Below are 17,587 nucleotides of genomic sequence, written 5' to 3'. Positions count from 1 at the left end.
ATGCCGAAACACTGGCCGGAGCCGTGTCGTCAAGCGGCGTCGACCGATTCCGCGTCGTACCGATTCAGCTCAGCCATGAACCACTCGAGGGCTTCGACAACGGCGGCACGGCCATCCGCGTCGGCCAGGGCTCCGATCGGGAACGGTGGGCGTTTCTGCAGCCGGTCATCGTCGAGCTGCACTCCTCTGGCGCGGTTGAGGCGTAGGCGCAGTTCGTCGCGGAGCTCGGGCTCGTCGAACGGTGCGCGGACGGCGAGGTGCTGGAAATCCGTCTCGACCGTGCCGTAGGGGTAGATGACGAGAGGCCAGATTCCCTTGGGACGTCGTGGACCGGTTCCCGCCTGGAGAGTGCAACTCGCCTCAGGTCCTGAGCCGAATGTGAAGTAGCCACCCAGCCGCCGCCACGCGTTCATGAGCTCGACTACGCCCTGCACCGCCAGAGGCGAGTGCCGACTGCCGAGTTCCGCGATGAAGGCTTCGCGATCCTCCGCGGAGTCGTCGTCGGGGTCGACATCCGAGCGCACGGTCAACCCGATGAGGTCGCCCAGTTCCTGAACACTCAAACGTTGAGCCTCATCGGCATGCCCTTGCTCGCCGAATCGAATGCCTTCCCCCTTCAGAACGCTCCCAACGTCCCGGCCGTCGTGCTCGCTTCCGGGAAGCCAGCCGAATCCGGAAGATATCGTTCCGGCCCGCTGGAGAACGCGCCAGGCGCCGGGGACCTCAACGCGTCCGAGGTATTGGCCCAGAGGAACGGGATGAGTGTCGGTCGCCGCAGCGACGTCGCCGTATGATGCCCAACGCCCTTCCGGAATGGCAGCAACTACATCGTTGACAAGGCTCCAGGATTCACTCGGTCGTGCAACATCGGCCGTGGCGATCGGGCCCGCCCACAGTTCGCTGATGCGGGACGCGAGGATTCTGCCGCGCTGAAGAATGTCGGTGCGGGTCCATTCGTCGTGTCTGGCGATCTCCGCGTTGAGCCGAAGTCCCGAGCCCTCGAGGAGTTCGCGTTTCTTCGAATACGGTGCATTGCTCAGCTCGGAGTTGTATCCCGTCAGAGTGAGGTTGGCCAACGTGTGAACAAGCGAATCGTGCAAGACGTCGGCGGATTCGTATTCGCCGAGGTCGGCGCTCAACTCCTCGCGCCAGACCGGGTTGAGGGACTGCGGCATGACGTGTTCGATCGTTGTCGAGCTCAGATCGACCTGCTCCTTTCCCCTGAATTCACCGCTGGCAACGCTCAGCGGAGTCGCCTCCTCGAGCCATCCGAGGATCGCCTTCCGCTGGTTCGGTCGGCCGGAGAAGTAGAACGGGCGGCTGACCACGGCATCCGCAAGCTGTGCATCCGTAGCGAAGTACTTGCGCCCCGTGGAGAGGTATTCGTGAAGTCCAGAGATCGGTTCGGAGGTTCCGATCTCGAACGTCGCCCGCTGCATGATTCGTCCGAGCGAATTCGCGGATGCGCCAATCAGAACTCGCCGGATCATGAATGACTGGAGGAGGTGAAGCCCTCGTGCGGTCGATGCGTCATCCAACGCACCGATGTCCCGCAGGTGGAGAAGCCGAAGAACCATCGGGTCCGATGCCAAGAGGCCCCAGGCCTTGAGACGGTCCAACTGGACTCGCACCCCGCGGTCCTGTTCCTCCTCAGGATGCCGCATCAGTCGAAGAAGCGACGACATTCGGCTGTAGCGCTTGATCTCGGACACGATTTCCGGCTGGGCGAGATGCCGAAGTCGATTCACCTGAAGCGAATAGATCTCGCTCTGTTTGGCGGTGGGCTCGTTCCAGACATAGTCGATCCAGAACAAGACCTCGAGATCGCTGCTGGAGAGATTGCGCTGCATCGGCAACCACCAGGAGTCGTAAACGGACTCGCCATCCGATCCGAGGCGCATGAACAAGTAGTTGCGGAGTAGGTCCCCCTGGGTCAGCTTCATGCCGGTGTTGTTGAGCGACTCGAAGATGCGGTAGACGTTGTCGTTCGCATCCGCCGTGATCGACACGAATGCCAGACCCGTCAGTGCGGCCGCCTCGATTCGCTGGATGTCGGTGTCGTCCTCGGGATCATCCGCCGCATGCAACTGAGCTCGGAAGAAGCGATAAGCCTCCATGACGCCGGTGTTCGTGGCCCCGTCGGTATTGCCATCGATGATCGATCGGTAAGCATCGCGATCAGCCTGAGTCGGAATCAGCTTGAGCCGGTCGTCGCCTGACCGGAACCGATCGATGAGGTACGTCTCATGGATACGGGCTGCGTTCTGCGACTCGTCGCCGTCCACCTTGCGGTAGTGGTCGCGGATCGCGCACAGCAGGACGCTGAGCGTCGTGAGGCGCTGCTGGCCATCGACGACCAGGAACTCACTCGCAGCTGGGCCGATCTGACCCATCGAGAGCACGAGCGAACCTGTGAAGTGCGTTGCATCCGGGGTGGCTTGTCGCTGATCCGTGAGCTCCACGAGGTCGTCCCACAGTCGCCGCAACTGTTTCGGGGTCCACGAGTACGGGCGCTGGTACAGCGGCACCCGGTACTGCGATGCGCCGCTCAAGACACTCTGAAGTCGGGTTTCCTGAACGAACATCGGTGTCCTCACGTGCGGATCGAATAGGCGTGATCAGCGTAGCGGCGGCGGGTTCGGCTCGGAGGTCGGAGCCTGGCGAGCGACGCATCCGGCTCCGGAATCCCGGTGACCTACGCCGTCGGCGTTGAGCAGCCCAGTGATATCCAGATCGCGTTGCCGCACGCCAGTATCGACCCATGAGCTCTGCTGCCCCACCATCCGACCACCTCGTGACCCGGATGCTCGCGCTCGCCGACACGCAGCCATCCGCCCGCATCGTCCTGGGCATCGTGGGCGCGCCCGGTGCCGGCAAGTCCACCCTGGCCGAGGGTCTCGCCCGCGCTGCGGCAGACCGCGGTCGCGGCGACGAGGTGGCGGTGCTGCCGATGGACGGCTTCCACCTCGCGGACGCCGCGCTCACCCGGCTCGGACGCCTCGACCGCAAGGGTGCGATCGACACGTTCGACGGCCAGGGCGTGCTCGCGATGCTGCGCCGTGTCGTCGTCGAGCGCGATCACACGGTGTACGCGCCCGCCTTCGAGCGCACGCTCGAGCAGCCGATCGCGGGGAGCATCCCGATCGACCCGGGCGTGCGTGTCGTGATCGTGGAGGGCAACTACTTGCTCGATCTTCAGGAGCCATGGCGGGGCATCCGACCGCACCTCACCGAGGCGTGGTTCGTCGAGACGCCCGACGACGTGCGGGTGCCTCGGCTGATTGCGCGTCACGAGAGGTTCGGCAAGAGCCCAGCGGATGCTCGCGCCTGGGTCGCGCGCGTCGACGAGGCGAACGCACGCCGCATCGCCGGCAGTCGCGAGCGTGTGGATCTGGTGGTGCCGCTCGGCGGGTGAGCGTGGCGGCGGAGCTTCGAGTGCCGCGCTCTGCCGGGTGAGCGCGAGCGGGTCGTTGGCGCAGACCTTCGGCTTCTCGTTCCCCTGTATGACGACAGCCCTGAGTCAGCAGGCCTCGAAGTAGACGAACGATTGCCTCGGGTGAGGCAGGCGGCTGAAGCAACCCCTGCCGCAACCGCGCATCCGTCAGCGCCGTCGGCCGCTGCCGGATGTACTCCGCGAGCCCCTCAATGTCGGCGTAGATCGACGCGAAGTTGTAGCCGAACCGGTGCTCGAGCTGGTGGCGGATGTTCCGCTTCGCCTCGGCAGCGATGGTGTAGGTGAAGACTGGCGCGTTGCCGCCCGGCAAACGTCCCGCTCGCGGACGGGAGAGTCGCATTGGTATCGAGGCGAATCGCCGCACGTCGTCGGCGCTGCGGCGTTCAGGCGCGGACGCTTACGCCACCGGGGTGCGCAGCATTTCGGTCGCGAACGCGCGGCCTGCGGCGTTGACCTGCGGAACCAGGCCGCGTGGTCCCGGTCGGCCGAATGCGCCCGCGTTCCGCATCATGTTCAGCGCGTCGACCACCAGGGCGTGCACGTCGGCGTCCGTCAGCGGCGTGCCGTCGGCGGAGACCCAGCCGAGCACTTCGAGGCCGAACCCCACACCCTCGACGCCTCGCCCGCCATCGACTCGCGGGTCCAGGTCGCCCGCGGCCAGTTCCACCGCGATCAGCACGATCACGTCGCGATACGGGCCGAGGCGGGTCTTGCGCACCACGGATCCGGCCAGGTGTCGCCACAGTGCAACCGGGTCGTCGACGAGCTTCGTCGCGGCTGACGTGGCATACAACACGCCGTTCCGTTTGCGCAGCATGCCCAAGTGGGTCGCATCCTCGCGAAGGTTTCTGATCGGAGCGGTGATGTCTTCGCGGTTGGCCTTGCCGTACCAGGCCTCGGTCCAGCCGAGCTCGTTCATCGCTGCGTGCACCACCGCCGGCGGTAGCCAGCCCGCGCCGGTCAAGCGGATGCCGTCGGTTCCCGCAGCACGGATCATCCACGCGAACGGCTCGACGATGCCTCGCGCGGTCTCGGCGTCGAGGGGCGCGACGTTCAGTGCGCCGGATCGAGCCAGATGTCCGCGCAGCTCCGCGGCGATGGGCAGCGGCATCCGCTCGAGCAACGCGGCGATCGCCGAACCTGGAGGAACCGCCCCGACATCGGGCTGCGAGGTGGCGGCATCCGGCGCGAACCGCAGCGCGAACTCGCGGTTGATGTGCTCGATGTCGACCGCCTCTGGGTCGAACGGGTTCCACGGGCCGCTGACCCATTGAATCCAGTCGGCGATCTCCTCGTGCTCCGGATGCGCAGCGTTCGCCAGGATCTCCAGCTTCTCCTCGTACCCACCGATGCCACCCGCGTCGTCGAGCGGTGCTCGCCGACTCGCGTTCACGAGCGCTGCGCGCGGGGCCTTCGGGTCGTGGATGCGCTCGATCACCTCGATCACGTGCACCCAGCAGTCGCCGAAGTCGTACTCGTAGAACAGCGGATCGTCGGAGTCGCCGAAGACTTGGGCGAGCGTCCATTCGTCTTCAGGAAGGTCGTCTTCGGGAAGGTCGTCGATCGTCGTCATTCCCCAGACGCGCGGCTGCCGCCCGATGCGCGGCAGGCCGTGCGCACGCGACCACGGCTCCTCTTCCATGAAATGGTGCAGGTGCGAGTTGCGCCAACCGAACGCCAGCTGCAGCACGTCGTGGAACTCATCGAGCCGCAGACCGGAATCGACCTCGAGCTGTCGCCAGATGAGCGGGTCACTCCCGGCGATCGAGACGCGCAGGCGCAGCAGGTCGGGGGAGGGCGACGCGGATGCCATGGCATCCATTCTCGCGTTCAGTCCACTCCGGCGCGGAACCAGCTCTGAACCGCCAGATCACGTTGTAGAGATTGCACGGCGGCTGATCGATCGGCTTCCACTTCTGACCGACGTGCGCTCTCCATTCCGGAATCTCCCCGCAGCAGATGCGGTGGCCGAACACGCGGAACAGCGATGTGCGCAGCATTGCCTTACGCGCGCCGCATCGCGGCGTGCGGCGCCCGCGCGGACGTGGTCGTGCGGGCGTGAGCGCGCGGGCCTGTGTGCAGGGATGAGCGTGCGCGCGCGAGGGCGCCGACCGCCCATGGGAACCAGCAAAGCGCCACAGATATCGGCATCCGCCACACGTATCGGCATCCGCCACACGTATCGGCGCATCGGCTACACGTGTCGGCGCCGATGTCGCCGCAGGAATCGGCATCGGCGACACGTATCGGCATCCGCTCCAGGCTTTTCGTGTAGCGATTGCCGATTCGTGTAGCGCGTCGCGTGGGATGCGATTCGCGCAGCGTGAACTGACAGCGGATCCTGCCTCGTTCGCTAACGTTCCATGTTCCGCTGCAGGTAGGCGATCACTCGCTCCGTGCTGAACCCGAGCGCCGCCATCCCGTCGAGGTACTTGCTCGTGAGCGCCGCCGCGCGCCGGTGCGTCTCGTTGCCGGCGAGGTCCTGGGCGACCGTGGTGCCGTTGCGGCCGCGGGTCTCCAGGTATCCGGATGCTTCGAGCTCCTTGTACACGCGGGCGACGGTGTTCGGCGCCAGGTCGAGGTCGGCTGCGAACTGCCTGACCGACGGCAGCTTGTCGCCCGGTGCGAGTTCGCCCGAGGTGATCTGCGCGACGAGCTGATCGCGCAGTTGCTCGTAGAGGGGCTCAGGCAGCGCCGGGTCGATGGTCAGCATGATGGCCAGCATGCCACGAGCCGTCGGCGACGGGAGGGCACACGATCCACGCCCGAGGCGCATCCTCCTGGTCCAAGATCGACCTATGCACAGTGCAACCGTCCACGTGGTCGCTGCGGTCATCGTGCACGGCGACCGCGTGCTCGCCTGCCGCCGCAACGCGGAGCGCGAGGCGGGCGGGTTGTGGGAGTTCCCGGGCGGCAAGGTCGAGCCGGGGGAGTCGGCGGTGGACGCGCTGATGCGGGAGATCCGCGAAGAGCTCGGGGTGGGCATCCGCGTCGGCGAACTGCTGCATCGCGGCGCCACGCCGGTCAATGGCAAGCTCGTCGACCTCAGTTGCTACTGGACGACGCTGACGGATGCCGCACCCACCACGAGCACGGATCACGACGAGATCCGGTGGATCCGTCGTGACCGGCTCGGCGAACTCGAGTGGCCGGAGCCGGATCGGGCGGCGGTGGCGCTGCTCGTGGCCGGATCCGATGCCTCCGGATCGTGAGCCGGCGGCTGCTCGATACGCGGGATGCGGCTGGAGGCAGACGTCAGCCTTGTCCCGTCTCCGCGTGCGCGTACGCATTCACGACCGGAACTGCGCACGCATCGAAATCTGCGACGTTGCGCGTGGCGACGCTGGCGTGCCGAACCCGGGCTATCGCGGCGATCTGCGCATCGAGAACGCCGATGGGTCGACCGGAACTCTCGCGTACGGCGACGATCTCGCCATAGAGATCGGCGGCACGCACATCGAAGGGCAGTGTTCGATCGCGGATCTCGTCGAACAAGGCGTCGGCGCGATCTTGAAGGCCGTGCCGACGCTCGCCCGGAGGCAGACGGGCGATTCCGTAGCGGATCTCCGCCCGAGTCACCGTCGTCGTATAGAGGTCGGGCGGTGAGACCGTGGCCAGCCAGGCATCCATCGCGGATTCCCCGGCCATGAGGGCGGAGACGATGTTCGTGTCGAGAACGATCATGCGCCGAACTCGACAGCGCGCTGCGTTTCATCAGAGCGCCGACGCTCGGGCAGCGCAACAGGATCGTCGCCGAAGTACCGCCGGATGCTGTCGACCAGGCTCACCGGTTCGTCCCGCTGCTCATCGAGGACCGGCGACCCCGAACGCAGCCCGGATCTGGCGCGATGCGGACGACCTGGTCAGCAGTCGGGTCACCTATGTCGAAGTCGCCTCCGCGCTCGCGGCGTCACGACGTCGAGGGGTCACGACGAAGGCGGACTTTCGATTCGCCCAACGGGTGTTCGAGGGAATGTGGGATCGAGTGGCGGTCGTCGAGGTCGATGAGCTTCTGGCCCGGAATGCGGCACAGGACGCGGAGCGCTTCAAGCTGCGGGGATTCGACGCCCTGCACTGCGCCTCCGCACGTTCCACGAACTCGACCGATCTCGTCGCCGTTTCCGGCGACCGCCAATTGCTGGCCGCGTGGCGGCCCGCCGGGATCGCAACGGTAGACACGCTCCGATGACCCGAACGCCGAAAGACTCGGCGCTCGGCAATGGAACCCTCGCGCTTCTCGACGAGTTCCGCTCGAGCCACCCGCACGCGCGCAGCCTGCTGATGGACGAGCCGGCACTGCTGGCGCACCATGACCTCTGGGTGCCGGAGCCTGTTCCTTCGCACGTCGGCCTGCACCGGCTGACGGAGGCCGAACAGCGCACGGTGGCGTGCCTTCGCGCTGAGAGAGACGTGCGCCTGGAGCAGGAGCGGGTGCCGTGGCCGCACGCCTCGGCCATGCTGCGTCGCGCCCTCGTGTGACCGGGATCGTGGCCGGGCGATCCGCCGCAAACGCACGACGCCCGGCCACGGGCATCCGTCACCGCTTGCCGGCGGGCTGACGGATGGCCGCGTTGATGCGGTTCCACACATTGATGGTGCCGATCGAGAACAGCAGCGCAGCGATCTCCTTCTTGCTGAAGACCGCGGAGACCTCGTTCCAGAGTTCGTCCGGCACGGCATCCGTCGTGTCGGCCACCCGCGTCACCGCCTCGGTGAAGGCCAGCGCGGCGCGTTCGCGGGCGGTGAAGTACGGCGCCTCGCGCCAGGAGGCGACGGCGGCGATGCGCTCGTGCGAGGTGCCGTCCACCTCGCGCAGCTCACGGGTGTGCTCGACGGTGCACCACGAGCATCCGTTGATCTGGCTCGCCCGCAGTGTCACCAGGTGCAGGATCACCTCGGGGATGTCGGTGGATGCCGCCACCTTGTTCATGGCAGCGAGTGCATCCATGCCGCCCTCCAGGAGGAATGCGGGGTGAGGCATGCGCGCCCGTACCGCAACGATGGCGTCGGCGTCGGAAGCGGCGGGGGCCTGCTGCAGCTGCGTGGTGTCGGTCATGGTGTTCTCCTCTTTCATGAGATGTCACACCGCCGCGATTTCGGCGGTCATAACGGGGACGCCAGTATTGACCCGCGACCGGAAGGAAACGTGACATGACCGACCAGGATTTCTTGGCTGCGCAGTTCGAGGGGCACCGCGCGCGCCTGCATCACCTCGCCTACCGCATGCTCGGTTCGGATGCCGAGGCCGACGACGCCGTGCAGGAGACGTGGCTGCGGCTCTCCCGCACGGGCGGTGACGACATCGACAACCTCGGCGGATGGCTCACCACCGCCGCGTCCCGCGTCTGTCTCAATCTGCTGCGATCGCGCGCGACTCGCGGCGAGACGGAGTACGAGGAGACTCTGCCCGACCCGATCGTCGAGCCGGCGCACGCGGCGGGCGACCCTGAGGCATCCGCTCAGCTGTCGGATGCCGTGGAGACCGCGCTCTTGCTCGTGCTCGATCGGCTGAGCCCCGCTGAGCGCGTCGCGTTCGTGCTGCACGACACGTTCGACGTGCCGTTCGAGCAGATCGGACAGCTGCTGGAGCGCTCGCCGGAGGCAGTGCGCCAGTTGGCCAGCCGCGCACGAAGGCGCGTGCGGGCGGATGACGGTGTGGATGCTTCGGGCGCGTCCAGCGGTCGTCGCCTCGTCGATGCCTTCTTCGAGGCCGCTCGAAACGGCGATTTCGACCGGCTGGTCGCGATTCTCGCTCCGGATGCCACGCTGCGGGCCGACGACGGGCGCTCGGCGACGGCGATCGTGCGTGGTGGCTCGCAGATCGCGTCTCGCGCACTCATGTTCGCCACCCCGCGCGCCGCGCTGCGTCCCGTGCTCATCGACGGTTTGGCCGGCGTGCTGGTGACGGTGGAGGAGCGGCCGGTGTCGCTGATGGCGTTCCGTGTGGACGCGGGCCGCGTGATCGGGATCGACGTGTACTCGGGGGAGCGGCTGGCGGGCATCCGTCTGCCGGCGTGAGGAGCGTCAGTGCTTGGCCTTGCATGGTCCAACAGGGCTGTTATATTAGCGCTGTGACATCCTCGAGCGAGCCAGAGCCGCGACCGCAGCGTGTGACCGAGCTGCCGAGCACGATGCGCCCGCTGAAGACGGTCAGACAGCGCATGGATTCGGGCATCGCGGAGGCCTACGAGCGTATGGGCATCGAGGGGGTGCGACCGCGGTTCAGCATGGCGGTGATGTTCCTCGATGACGGCGACACGAGCATCCGTGACCTGGCGGAGCGGTGCGGGGTGACGCATTCCGCCATGAGCCAGTCCGTTTCGGCGATGCGCACGGCGGGTCTCGTCGAGTCCGAACCCGGAGCGGATGCCCGCAGTCGCGTGATCTCGCTCACCCCGCGCGGCAAGGAGGTCGCTTCGGTCTTCTGGCGGGAATGGTACGCGACGGAGGCGGCCGTTCGTGAGGTGGCAGAAGAAGCGGGAGTGGATCTCGACGTGATCGCAGCCGGGATGGACGCAGCGCTGGACCGAGAGTCGTTCGCCGACCGCGTGCTGCGGCACCTTGGTGAGGCCGCTGATTGAGAGGGGGTCGCTCGGCGGGTTTCGACGCGCGGTCCTTCGGGTCGCTGCGGGGCCGGCGGCAGGGGCGGTAGCGCGATGAGCCTGCGGGAGCATGTCGTCGACATCCGTCCGCTGCGTGATATCGCGGCGTTCCGATCGTTCTGGATCGGCACCACGATCTCGAGCTTCGGCAGCCAGCTGAGCGCGTTCGCCCTGCTCTACTACGTGTGGGAGCTCTCGCACTCCGCAGCGCTCGTCGGGCTGACGGGGGTCGTGTGCGCCGTGCCGCTGGCGGTCTGCGGGCTGCTCGGCGGCACGCTGGCCGACCGGATGAACCGGCGGACCCTCCTGTTGACCATGCGGCTGGCGCAGATGGCGTCGTCCGCCACGCTGGCCATGCTCGTGATCGTCGGCGTCGCGAACGTGCCGATCGTGTACGCGTTCATGGGCGTCGGCGCGGGGCTGGCATCCATCTCGGTTCCCTCGGCCCAGACCTTCGCACCGCGACTGCTCGACGGCGAGAGCCTGGGCGCCGGCCTTGCGCTCATGCGCCTGTCGTCGCAGTTCGCCATGCTCGCCGGCCCGTTCGTGGCCGGTCTCCTCGTCGACAGCCTGGGAGTCGGCATCTGCCTCGTCGTCGACGCGGTCACGTTCGTCGCTGCCCTCTGGGGGATCGCGAGTCTGCCGAAGGCGGTAGGCGAGCCGCAACGCGGGGCAGGAGGCGGCAAGTCGGAGCGCGGCATTCTCGGCGCGTTGCGCTACCTCGTGCGCACTCCCGTGCTGGTCGGTGCATTCGTCGCCGACCTCAACGCCACGGTCCTGGCCATTCCGACCGCGCTGTTCCCGGTGATCAACGCCGAACGGTTCGGCGGGTCGCCGATCACCCTTGGGCTCATGCTGCCCGCGGTCGGACTGGGCGGCATCCTCGCCGGAGTGCTCTCCGGACGCATCACCCGGCAGCCCCGGCAGGGCGTCGTGATGGTGATCTGCTGCGCGGTCTGGGGCGCGGGAATCGCGCTCTTCGGGCTGAGCGGATGGCTGCCGCTCGCACTTCTCGGCCTCGTGATCGCCGGCGCGGCCGACACCGGCACCGTGGTGAGCCGCGGCACCATCGTGCAGCGATCGACTCCGGATGCCCTGCGCGGCCGCATGAACTCGCTCGACTTCCTCGTCGGTGCCGGCGGTCCCAGCCTGGGCGATCTGCGGGCCGGCATGGTGGCATCCGCAACCTCTGGTGCAGTGTCGGCCGTGAGCGGAGGGCTCGCATGCGTGATCGGTGCCGGCGTGATCGCCGCGGCCATTCCGAGCCTGCGCTCCTGGCGCGCGGATGCCGCGGAGCGGGAGAACGAGGTCTCGCCCTCCCCAATGGAGCGCTGAGCCCACACTCCACCGGTTCGGATGCTCGACACGCGACGGCGCACGCCTCGGGCTTCACTTGGAAGAGATGCGATCGGTGCATGCAAAACGCATGCATGCGGCGCAGAATGGAGGCATGCCTGTGACGATCACGATCCGGTCCGTGCCCGACGACGTGCGGAATGCGCTCGCGGCCAGGGCCAAGCGACAGGGAAAGTCGCTCCAGGAGTACTTGCAGGGCGAACTCCGCAATCTGGCTGACAAGCCGACGGTGGAGGAGTGGTTCGACCGTGCGCGGCGGCACGCCGCGCAGCGCTCGCGGCTCGATCTGACTGGCGAAGAGATCGGGGAACTGATCCAGGAGGACCGTGCCGAACGCGAGGCACTCCTTCTCGAGCGCGTCGAAGGCGAATGGTCGAAATGAAGCGGCTGGTGCTGGATGCCTCCGCGGTCGTTGACGCCATCAGTGGCGGCGCGGCTCGGGTGTTGCCGGATCACGAGGTTCAGTACTTCGAACCCGCGGTCATGCCTTATGAGGTGGCCGACGTCCTTCGAAAACTCGGCGTGAAAAGGCGTACGACCCTGTCCGACCAGGACGCCGAGTTCGAGTTGTTGATGGAATTCCCCGCCACGTACAGCTCTTGGGAGACTGTGGCAGATCGCGTGTGGGCGCTCCGGCACAATCTGACGTCGACGGACGCCAGCTATGTGGCAGTGGCCGAACTGGCAGACGCGGTTTTGGTGACGACGGATCGCAGACTGGCGGACGCTCCGGGCATCCGCTGTGCCGTCGAAGTCCTGCCCTGACGGGCTCGCCGCTCCGCCCTTCTTCAGACGACATCGTGATGGGAGTCGCCGTCGGGTTCGTGTCGAAGCATTGGATCGAGAACCCGCCGCGCACAGGCAAACGCGCCCGCGTGGTTCGACCGCCGACGCGGCGTAACACGCGCAGAGCACGATCCGGCGCATACGTAGAATTGGGATACCAGCTCAGACGGCGGCAGCCGCCCGCCCCCATCTACTCGACTGGTGCATCCCACCCTTCAGGAGTCTTCCGTGGCCTTGATCGTGCAGAAGTACGGCGGATCATCCGTCGCCGACCCCGAGAGCATCAAACGTGTCGCGAAGCGCATCGTCGAGACGCGCAAGGCGGGCAACGAGGTGGTCGTCGCGGTCAGCGCCATGGGCGACACGACGGATGAGCTGGTCGACCTCGCGCACGAGGTGACGCCGATTCCCGAGCCGCGCGAGCTCGACATGCTCCTCACCGCGGGCGAGCGCATCTCGATGGCGTTGCTGGCGATGGCGATCAAGTCGATGGAGTACGACGCCCGATCCTTCACCGGCAGCCAGGCCGGCATGATCACGGATGCCCGTCACGGGGCCGCGCGCATCGTCGACGTCACGCCCGGGCGCATCCGGGAGGCTCTCGACGACGGCGCCATCGTGATCGTCGCGGGCTTCCAGGGCTTCAGCCGCGAGTCGAGGGACATCACCACTCTCGGACGCGGCGGCTCGGACACCACAGCCGTGGCGCTGGCTGCCGCGCTGGATGCATCCGTGTGCGAGATCTACACCGACGTCGACGGAGTCTTCACGTCGGATCCGCGCGTCGTTCCGCTCGCCCGCAAGATCGATCACATCACGAGCGAGGAGATGCTCGAGCTGGCCGCGGCGGGCGCGAAGGTGCTGCATATACGCGCAGTGGAATATGCGCGTCGCCACGGCGTGACGCTGCACGTGCGCTCGTCGTTCAACAACGGCGAGGGCACATACGTGCTGAACGAGATTTCCGACGACTACGCCGAGAAGCTCGCGGCGCTGCAGGAGAAGCTCCAGAAAAGAGGCAACACAGTGGAAGAGCCGATCATCGCCGGCGTGGCCACCGATCTGACCGAGGCCAAGATCACGGTCGTGGGCGTGCCGGATGTTCCGGGCAAGGCTGCTTACATCTTCAAGGTGGTGGCCAAGACCAACGCCAACATCGACATGATCGTGCAGAACGTGTCGGCGGCGGCGACGAGCCTCACCGACATCTCGTTCACGCTGCCGAAAGGCGACGGGCAGAAGGTGCTGCAGGCGCTGCGTGCCGAGCAACAGGACGTGGGATTCCAGTCGCTGCAGTACGACGACCAGATCGGCAAGCTCGCTCTGGTCGGCGCGGGCATGCGGTCGAACGCCGGCGTCTCTGCGAAGCTTTTCGACGCGCTCTACACGGCCGGCATCAATATCGAGATGATCTCCACCAGCGAGATCCGCATCTCGGTCGTCACCCGCGCCGACACGGTGGCAGAGGCGGCGCGGGTCGTGCACAAGGCGTTCGGGCTCGACTCCGACACCGAAGCCGTCGTCTACGCAGGCACCGGGCGGTAGTCCCGCTGGAGGGGCGGTACTCCCGCGGGTTGAGTCTGTCGAAACCGCGGAGTTGGGTGGTTTCGCGGGTTGAGCTTGTCGAAACCGCGGAGTTGGGTGGTTTCGCGGGTTGAGCTTGTCGAAACCGTGGAGTTGGGTGGTTTCGCGGGTTGAGCTTGTCGAAACCGTGGAGTTGGGTGGTTTCGCGGGTTGAGCTTGTCGAAACCGCGGAGTTGGGTGGTTTCGCGGGTTGAGCTTGTCGAAACCGCGGAGTTGGGTGGTTCCGCGGGTTGAGCCTGTCGAAACCCTGGCGCCGGGCGGTTTCGACAAGCTCAACCGGCGGGAGGGGCTCAACCGGCGGAAGGGATTCACCCGCCGGGAGGGGCTCACCCGCGGGATCGGAGCCGTCGCACCCTCGTGCTACGGTCGCGCCATGCCGCGCGCCAAGACAGTGCAATCGCCTCGCATCGACCCCGTCCTGCTCGAGGGGCTGACGGATGCCGACCCCTCCGAGCTGCGCGCCCGTCGCTCGCACGAGACGCTCCGCTTCGTGTCTCCCGGGGAGGATTCGCGCGCGCTGGCCGGTGCAGACATCCCCGGCATCGACCTCTCGGAATGCGAGCTCGTCGGGCTGGACCTCTCCGACGCCAAATTCATCGACTCCCGGATGCGGGAGACCCGGCTCGACGGGGTGTCGGCATCCGTACTGGCCGCCCAGGGTGCCGACTGGCGCGACGTCGAGTTGCTCAGCTCGCGTCTTGGCGCGATCGAAGTCTACGAGAGCACGTGGAATTCGGTTCGCCTGCACGGTTGCAAGCTCGGGTTCGTCAACCTGCGGGCGTCCGAGCTCATCGATGTCTCGTTCGAGGATTGCACCATCGGCGAGCTCGACCTCGGCGGTGCGACAGCTCACCGTGTCGCGTTCGCGGGCTGCAGGATCGGCGTGCTGGAGGCATCCCACGCCCGGCTCACCGATGTGGATCTTCGCGGTGCGGACATCGACACGGTCCACAGCATCGCGTCGCTGAAGGGTGCAACAGTCTCGTTCGAGCAGCTCATGGTGCTGGCGCCCGCGCTCGCCGGTGAGTTGGGGCTGAGGGTGGAGTGATGGTCCCCGTGCGGCGAGCGGGTTTCGACAGGCTCAACCCGCGGTAGGGGGCGACCCGCGGCGGGGCTCGACCCGCGGCGAGGGGGTTTCGACAAGCTCAACCCGCGGTAGGGGGGGTGACCGCGGTAGCGGGGCGACCCGCGGTAAAGGGGGGCGATACGCAGGGCCCGATCAGTGGGTGAGGGCTGCCAGCGTCTTCGCGTACTGGGCGTATCCGGCGGCGGTCGGGTGGTACGCGTCCGAGCCCGTGAGCACGAACCACGGCTTCTTCGCGTTGACGCCGTGACCCCTGAACTGCACGTCGACGAAGCGGATGTCCGTGCCGACCGCCCTCTGCTTCGCCACCGCCTTCGCGATGGTCGCGTCGAGCGACGCCACGGCCGTGTCGACGGCGATCGCCGCTGACAGCTCCTCGGATCCGAGCGTGTTCTCGTTGATGACGGGCAGGTCGTAGAACAGCGGATAGTCCGCCACCAGGATGCGCGCATGCGGCGCCGCCTTCGCGATCGCCTGGTATGTCTTCTCGAGCTTCAGCGCCAACGTGTGCAGCAACGCGACAGAGGTCGCCACGGCCGTCTTGCAGGCATCCGTCTCGCCGCGCCCGCAGGCCGACGGAAGCACGCTGACGTCGAGGTCGTTGCCGCCGATCGTGATCGTGACCAGATCGATCTGCGGGTCGAGTGCGTCGATCTGGTGTTCGAGCACATCCGAGGTGGTCGCGCCGGAACAGGCGACGAACCGGGAGAGCACGATCGTCTTCGACTTCGCGAGCTGCTGCGGGAATCCGTGCGGGCTGCGGCGGCACCGGCCGGTCTCGTCGCCGGCGCCCATGCCCGCCGAGTACGAGTCGCCGAGCGCGGCGTAGCGCAGCGGATCGGATGCCGTTCCCGTGCGCAGCGTCGAGGTCGGACTCGGCGTCGGCGTGCTGCTCGTAGCTGCCTTGGGCGCATCGAAGTGGTCGGGGCCTCCTGAGCCGGACTGCGCGCATCCGGTGAGGACCATCACTGTCAGAGCCACGGCGACGAGCGAGGCGGTGTGCGCACGTGCCGTTCGGGTTCGCCTGCGCATCCTGCGAGGGTAGTGCGGGCATCCCGGAGGCGGGTGGACGGTTGCTGGACGAGTCGTCAGCGCGGCTCGAGACGGAACGTGCGGAACCCGGTGTCGACCTGCCCGCCGCCTGCCGAACGCGAGCGGAGGCGATCGCCCGCGCGGCGCATCCGTTCCGCGGTCACGTCGGCGATCGTGGCGAAACCTGCGGCGGCGGCCTCGGATCGGGGCGACGTGCGCTCGTCCCGCTGTACGAGTATGAACCGGCGGTGGCCGCCGTCGTCGGCGTTCTGCTCCATGACCGCCTGCGCCGTCGTGCCGGAGCCGGCGAAGAAGTCGAGCACGAGGTCATCGTCCGACGTGGTCACGGCCATGAGCGTGCGGAGCAGGGCGACCGGCTTCGGCGCGTCGAACAGGTGGTGCATGCCGAGATCGTCCAGATCGCGCTGCCCCGTCATCGTGCTCGGCCCGATCACGACGTCTTTCATCGTCATGCCGTCGACGTCTCGCACCTTCGTGCGGATGCGAAGGCGTTCGCCGCTCGCGTCGAACTCGAGTTCGTCGCGGTCGGCGAGCACGCGAGCACGGCTCCAGCGCCAGGCGTGCCAGTCGATCCCGGAGCGATGGTTCGGGTGCGGCATGGCGGTGACGAAGCCCTCGAACGACGTGTCGTCGTCGATGTCGGTGACGCGCACCTCGCCTGTTTCCGGCTGGTAGTGGATGCGGAAGACCATCGTGGGCGCGGTGCGCTCGTTGAACCGCGAGTTGGTGTTGTAGAGCTCGTTCTTCGTGACATACGGGCCCTTGCCGTCGTGCTTCACGGCGTAGCCGGGGCGTCGGTAGACAGCGGGCATGAGGGCGTGCAGATCGGATGCCGACCCGCGGAACCGGGCGACGGCATCCGCGTTCCTGGCGAAGCAGAGGATGTATTCGTGCGTGCCCGCCGGGCCCCCGCCGGGGAGCTGCCGGCCTTTGAGGTTGCTCACCCAGACGATCGTGGCGACCACATTGCGGGCGCCGAAAACCTCGGCCAGCAGCAGCTCGAGCTGGGCGACCTCGTTGCCGTCGATGCTGACGAATCCGACGCCGTCGTCGGTGAGAAGGTCACGCGCGAGGATCAGCCGCGGATACATCATGTTCAGCCACGCGGAGTGGGACGGCCCGAAGTCGTCGTTGTAGACGAAGTCGTTGCGGGTGTTGTACGGCGGATCGATGTAGATCAGCTTCACGGTGCCGGCGTGCGTCTGCCGCAGCAGCTTCAGCGCCTCCAGGTTGTCTCCTGCGATGAAGACGTTCCCGGTGGATGCCCCATCCACCGACTCGTCTTCGGCCTCGCGCAGGTTCGTGGTCGCCGGTGTGGCGGCGCAGAGTGCCGCCGCACGCTTGCCGGGCCACTCCAGTCCGTACCGCTCGCGCGAGTTCTCGACGGCACCGCCGGAGAGCTCCTGCCGGAGCAGGTCGAAGTCGACGCGCATTCGCCGCTCGCCCGCCTCGTCGGCCGTCTCGGCGACCACGTGCGGAAACAGGCGAGCGATCGCCTCGATATTGCCGGCGAGTCGGCTGCCCGGCGGAGCATCCCAGACATCCACGAAGATTCCTCAGGTTCAATCGGCTCGGCTGCGCACGACACTTGCGCACAGCACAGCACAGCACAGCACAGCACAGCACAGCACAGCACAGCACAGCACAGCACAGCGGCACGGTGAGCGT

General features: G+C 67.2%; 18 protein-coding genes. 11 read left to right on the top strand and 7 right to left on the bottom strand.

What is annotated here, in order from left to right:
* Positions 1–29: 29 nt before the first annotated feature.
* Positions 30–2,552, bottom strand: coding sequence for a GmrSD restriction endonuclease domain-containing protein (locus tag ACYVDK_RS02755; protein WP_460517614.1), 2,523 nt, complete (start codon positions 2,550–2,552; stop codon positions 30–32).
* A gap of 209 nt (positions 2,553–2,761) precedes the next feature.
* Here ACYVDK_RS02755 and ACYVDK_RS02750 point away from each other — a divergent pair, with 209 nt between their 5' ends.
* A complete protein-coding gene (locus ACYVDK_RS02750; RefSeq protein WP_460517611.1) occupies positions 2,762–3,415 on the top strand; it encodes a nucleoside/nucleotide kinase family protein in 654 nt (217 codons plus the stop codon).
* A 436-nt stretch (positions 3,416–3,851) separates the two neighbouring features.
* Here ACYVDK_RS02750 and ACYVDK_RS02745 read toward each other — a convergent pair whose 3' ends face one another.
* Together ACYVDK_RS02745 and ACYVDK_RS02740 are read right to left on the bottom strand one after the other, a co-directional pair.
* A complete protein-coding gene (locus tag ACYVDK_RS02745) occupies positions 3,852–5,267 on the bottom strand; it encodes a plasmid pRiA4b ORF-3 family protein (RefSeq protein ID WP_460517609.1) in 1,416 nt (471 codons plus the stop codon).
* Positions 5,268–5,807: 540 nt separating this feature from the next.
* A complete protein-coding gene (locus ACYVDK_RS02740) occupies positions 5,808–6,167 on the bottom strand; it encodes a GntR family transcriptional regulator (protein ID WP_460517606.1) in 360 nt (119 codons plus the stop codon).
* 85 nt (positions 6,168–6,252) lie between these two features.
* Here ACYVDK_RS02740 and ACYVDK_RS02735 point away from each other — a divergent pair, with 85 nt between their 5' ends.
* Positions 6,253–6,666 carry a (deoxy)nucleoside triphosphate pyrophosphohydrolase gene (locus ACYVDK_RS02735; protein WP_460517603.1) on the top strand — a complete coding sequence of 138 codons (414 nt, stop codon included), beginning with the start codon at positions 6,253–6,255 and terminating at the stop codon, positions 6,664–6,666.
* Between the two features lie 43 nt (positions 6,667–6,709).
* Here ACYVDK_RS02735 and ACYVDK_RS02730 read toward each other — a convergent pair whose 3' ends face one another.
* Positions 6,710–7,138, bottom strand: coding sequence for a type II toxin-antitoxin system VapC family toxin (locus ACYVDK_RS02730; RefSeq protein WP_460517600.1), 429 nt, complete (start codon positions 7,136–7,138; stop codon positions 6,710–6,712).
* Between ACYVDK_RS02730 and ACYVDK_RS02725 the strand changes: the two genes are divergently transcribed.
* Positions 7,101–7,643 (top strand): type II toxin-antitoxin system VapC family toxin, encoded by a 543-nt coding sequence (locus ACYVDK_RS02725; RefSeq protein ID WP_460517597.1) that lies wholly within the window; start codon positions 7,101–7,103, stop codon positions 7,641–7,643. The two genes, ACYVDK_RS02730 and ACYVDK_RS02725, sit on opposite strands and share 38 nt — an antisense overlap.
* Positions 7,640–7,933 (top strand): Wadjet anti-phage system protein JetD domain-containing protein, encoded by a 294-nt coding sequence (locus ACYVDK_RS02720; RefSeq protein WP_460517594.1) that lies wholly within the window; start codon positions 7,640–7,642, stop codon positions 7,931–7,933. The genes ACYVDK_RS02725 and ACYVDK_RS02720 overlap by 4 nt, the downstream gene beginning before the upstream one ends.
* Before the next feature lie 58 nt (positions 7,934–7,991).
* Here ACYVDK_RS02720 and ACYVDK_RS02715 read toward each other — a convergent pair whose 3' ends face one another.
* Positions 7,992–8,510: a carboxymuconolactone decarboxylase family protein gene (locus ACYVDK_RS02715; protein WP_460517591.1), complete on the bottom strand. Its 519-nt coding sequence runs from the start codon at positions 8,508–8,510 to the stop codon at positions 7,992–7,994.
* Between the two features lie 95 nt (positions 8,511–8,605).
* Between ACYVDK_RS02715 and ACYVDK_RS02710 the strand changes: the two genes are divergently transcribed.
* The 7 genes from ACYVDK_RS02710 (at position 8,606) to ACYVDK_RS02680 (ending at position 14,830) form a co-directional block, all read left to right on the top strand.
* Positions 8,606–9,472 (top strand): sigma-70 family RNA polymerase sigma factor family protein, encoded by an 867-nt coding sequence (locus ACYVDK_RS02710; protein ID WP_460517588.1) that lies wholly within the window; start codon positions 8,606–8,608, stop codon positions 9,470–9,472.
* A 53-nt stretch (positions 9,473–9,525) separates the two neighbouring features.
* Complete coding sequence (locus tag ACYVDK_RS02705; protein WP_460517585.1) at positions 9,526–10,035, top strand: MarR family winged helix-turn-helix transcriptional regulator; 510 nt, start codon at positions 9,526–9,528, stop codon at positions 10,033–10,035.
* 75 nt (positions 10,036–10,110) lie between these two features.
* Positions 10,111–11,391, top strand: coding sequence for an MFS transporter (locus ACYVDK_RS02700; protein ID WP_460517582.1), 1,281 nt, complete (start codon positions 10,111–10,113; stop codon positions 11,389–11,391).
* Complete coding sequence (locus ACYVDK_RS02695) at positions 11,342–11,794, top strand: FitA-like ribbon-helix-helix domain-containing protein (RefSeq protein ID WP_460517579.1); 453 nt, start codon at positions 11,342–11,344, stop codon at positions 11,792–11,794. The genes ACYVDK_RS02700 and ACYVDK_RS02695 overlap by 50 nt, the downstream gene beginning before the upstream one ends.
* Positions 11,782–12,177 carry a type II toxin-antitoxin system VapC family toxin gene (locus ACYVDK_RS02690; protein WP_460517577.1) on the top strand — a complete coding sequence of 132 codons (396 nt, stop codon included), beginning with the start codon at positions 11,782–11,784 and terminating at the stop codon, positions 12,175–12,177. Before ACYVDK_RS02695 ends, ACYVDK_RS02690 begins: the two co-directional genes overlap by 13 nt.
* Before the next feature lie 249 nt (positions 12,178–12,426).
* On the top strand, positions 12,427–13,743 hold the full coding sequence (locus ACYVDK_RS02685) for an aspartate kinase (protein WP_460517574.1): 1,317 nt from the start codon (positions 12,427–12,429) through the stop codon (positions 13,741–13,743).
* 412 nt (positions 13,744–14,155) lie between these two features.
* Positions 14,156–14,830, top strand: coding sequence for a pentapeptide repeat-containing protein (locus tag ACYVDK_RS02680; protein WP_460517571.1), 675 nt, complete (start codon positions 14,156–14,158; stop codon positions 14,828–14,830).
* Between the two features lie 171 nt (positions 14,831–15,001).
* Here the strand turns inward: ACYVDK_RS02680 and ACYVDK_RS02675 are convergent, their stop codons facing one another.
* Positions 15,002–15,898, bottom strand: a complete 897-nt coding sequence (locus tag ACYVDK_RS02675; RefSeq protein ID WP_460517568.1) for an SGNH/GDSL hydrolase family protein — start codon at positions 15,896–15,898, stop codon at positions 15,002–15,004.
* 56 nt (positions 15,899–15,954) lie between these two features.
* Positions 15,955–17,466: a site-specific DNA-methyltransferase gene (locus tag ACYVDK_RS02670; RefSeq protein ID WP_460517566.1), complete on the bottom strand. Its 1,512-nt coding sequence runs from the start codon at positions 17,464–17,466 to the stop codon at positions 15,955–15,957.
* Positions 17,467–17,587: the final 121 nt, after the last annotated feature.

The organism is Humibacter antri, assembly GCF_054777235.1.
This window is presented reverse-complemented; position numbering and strand designations above follow the sequence as displayed.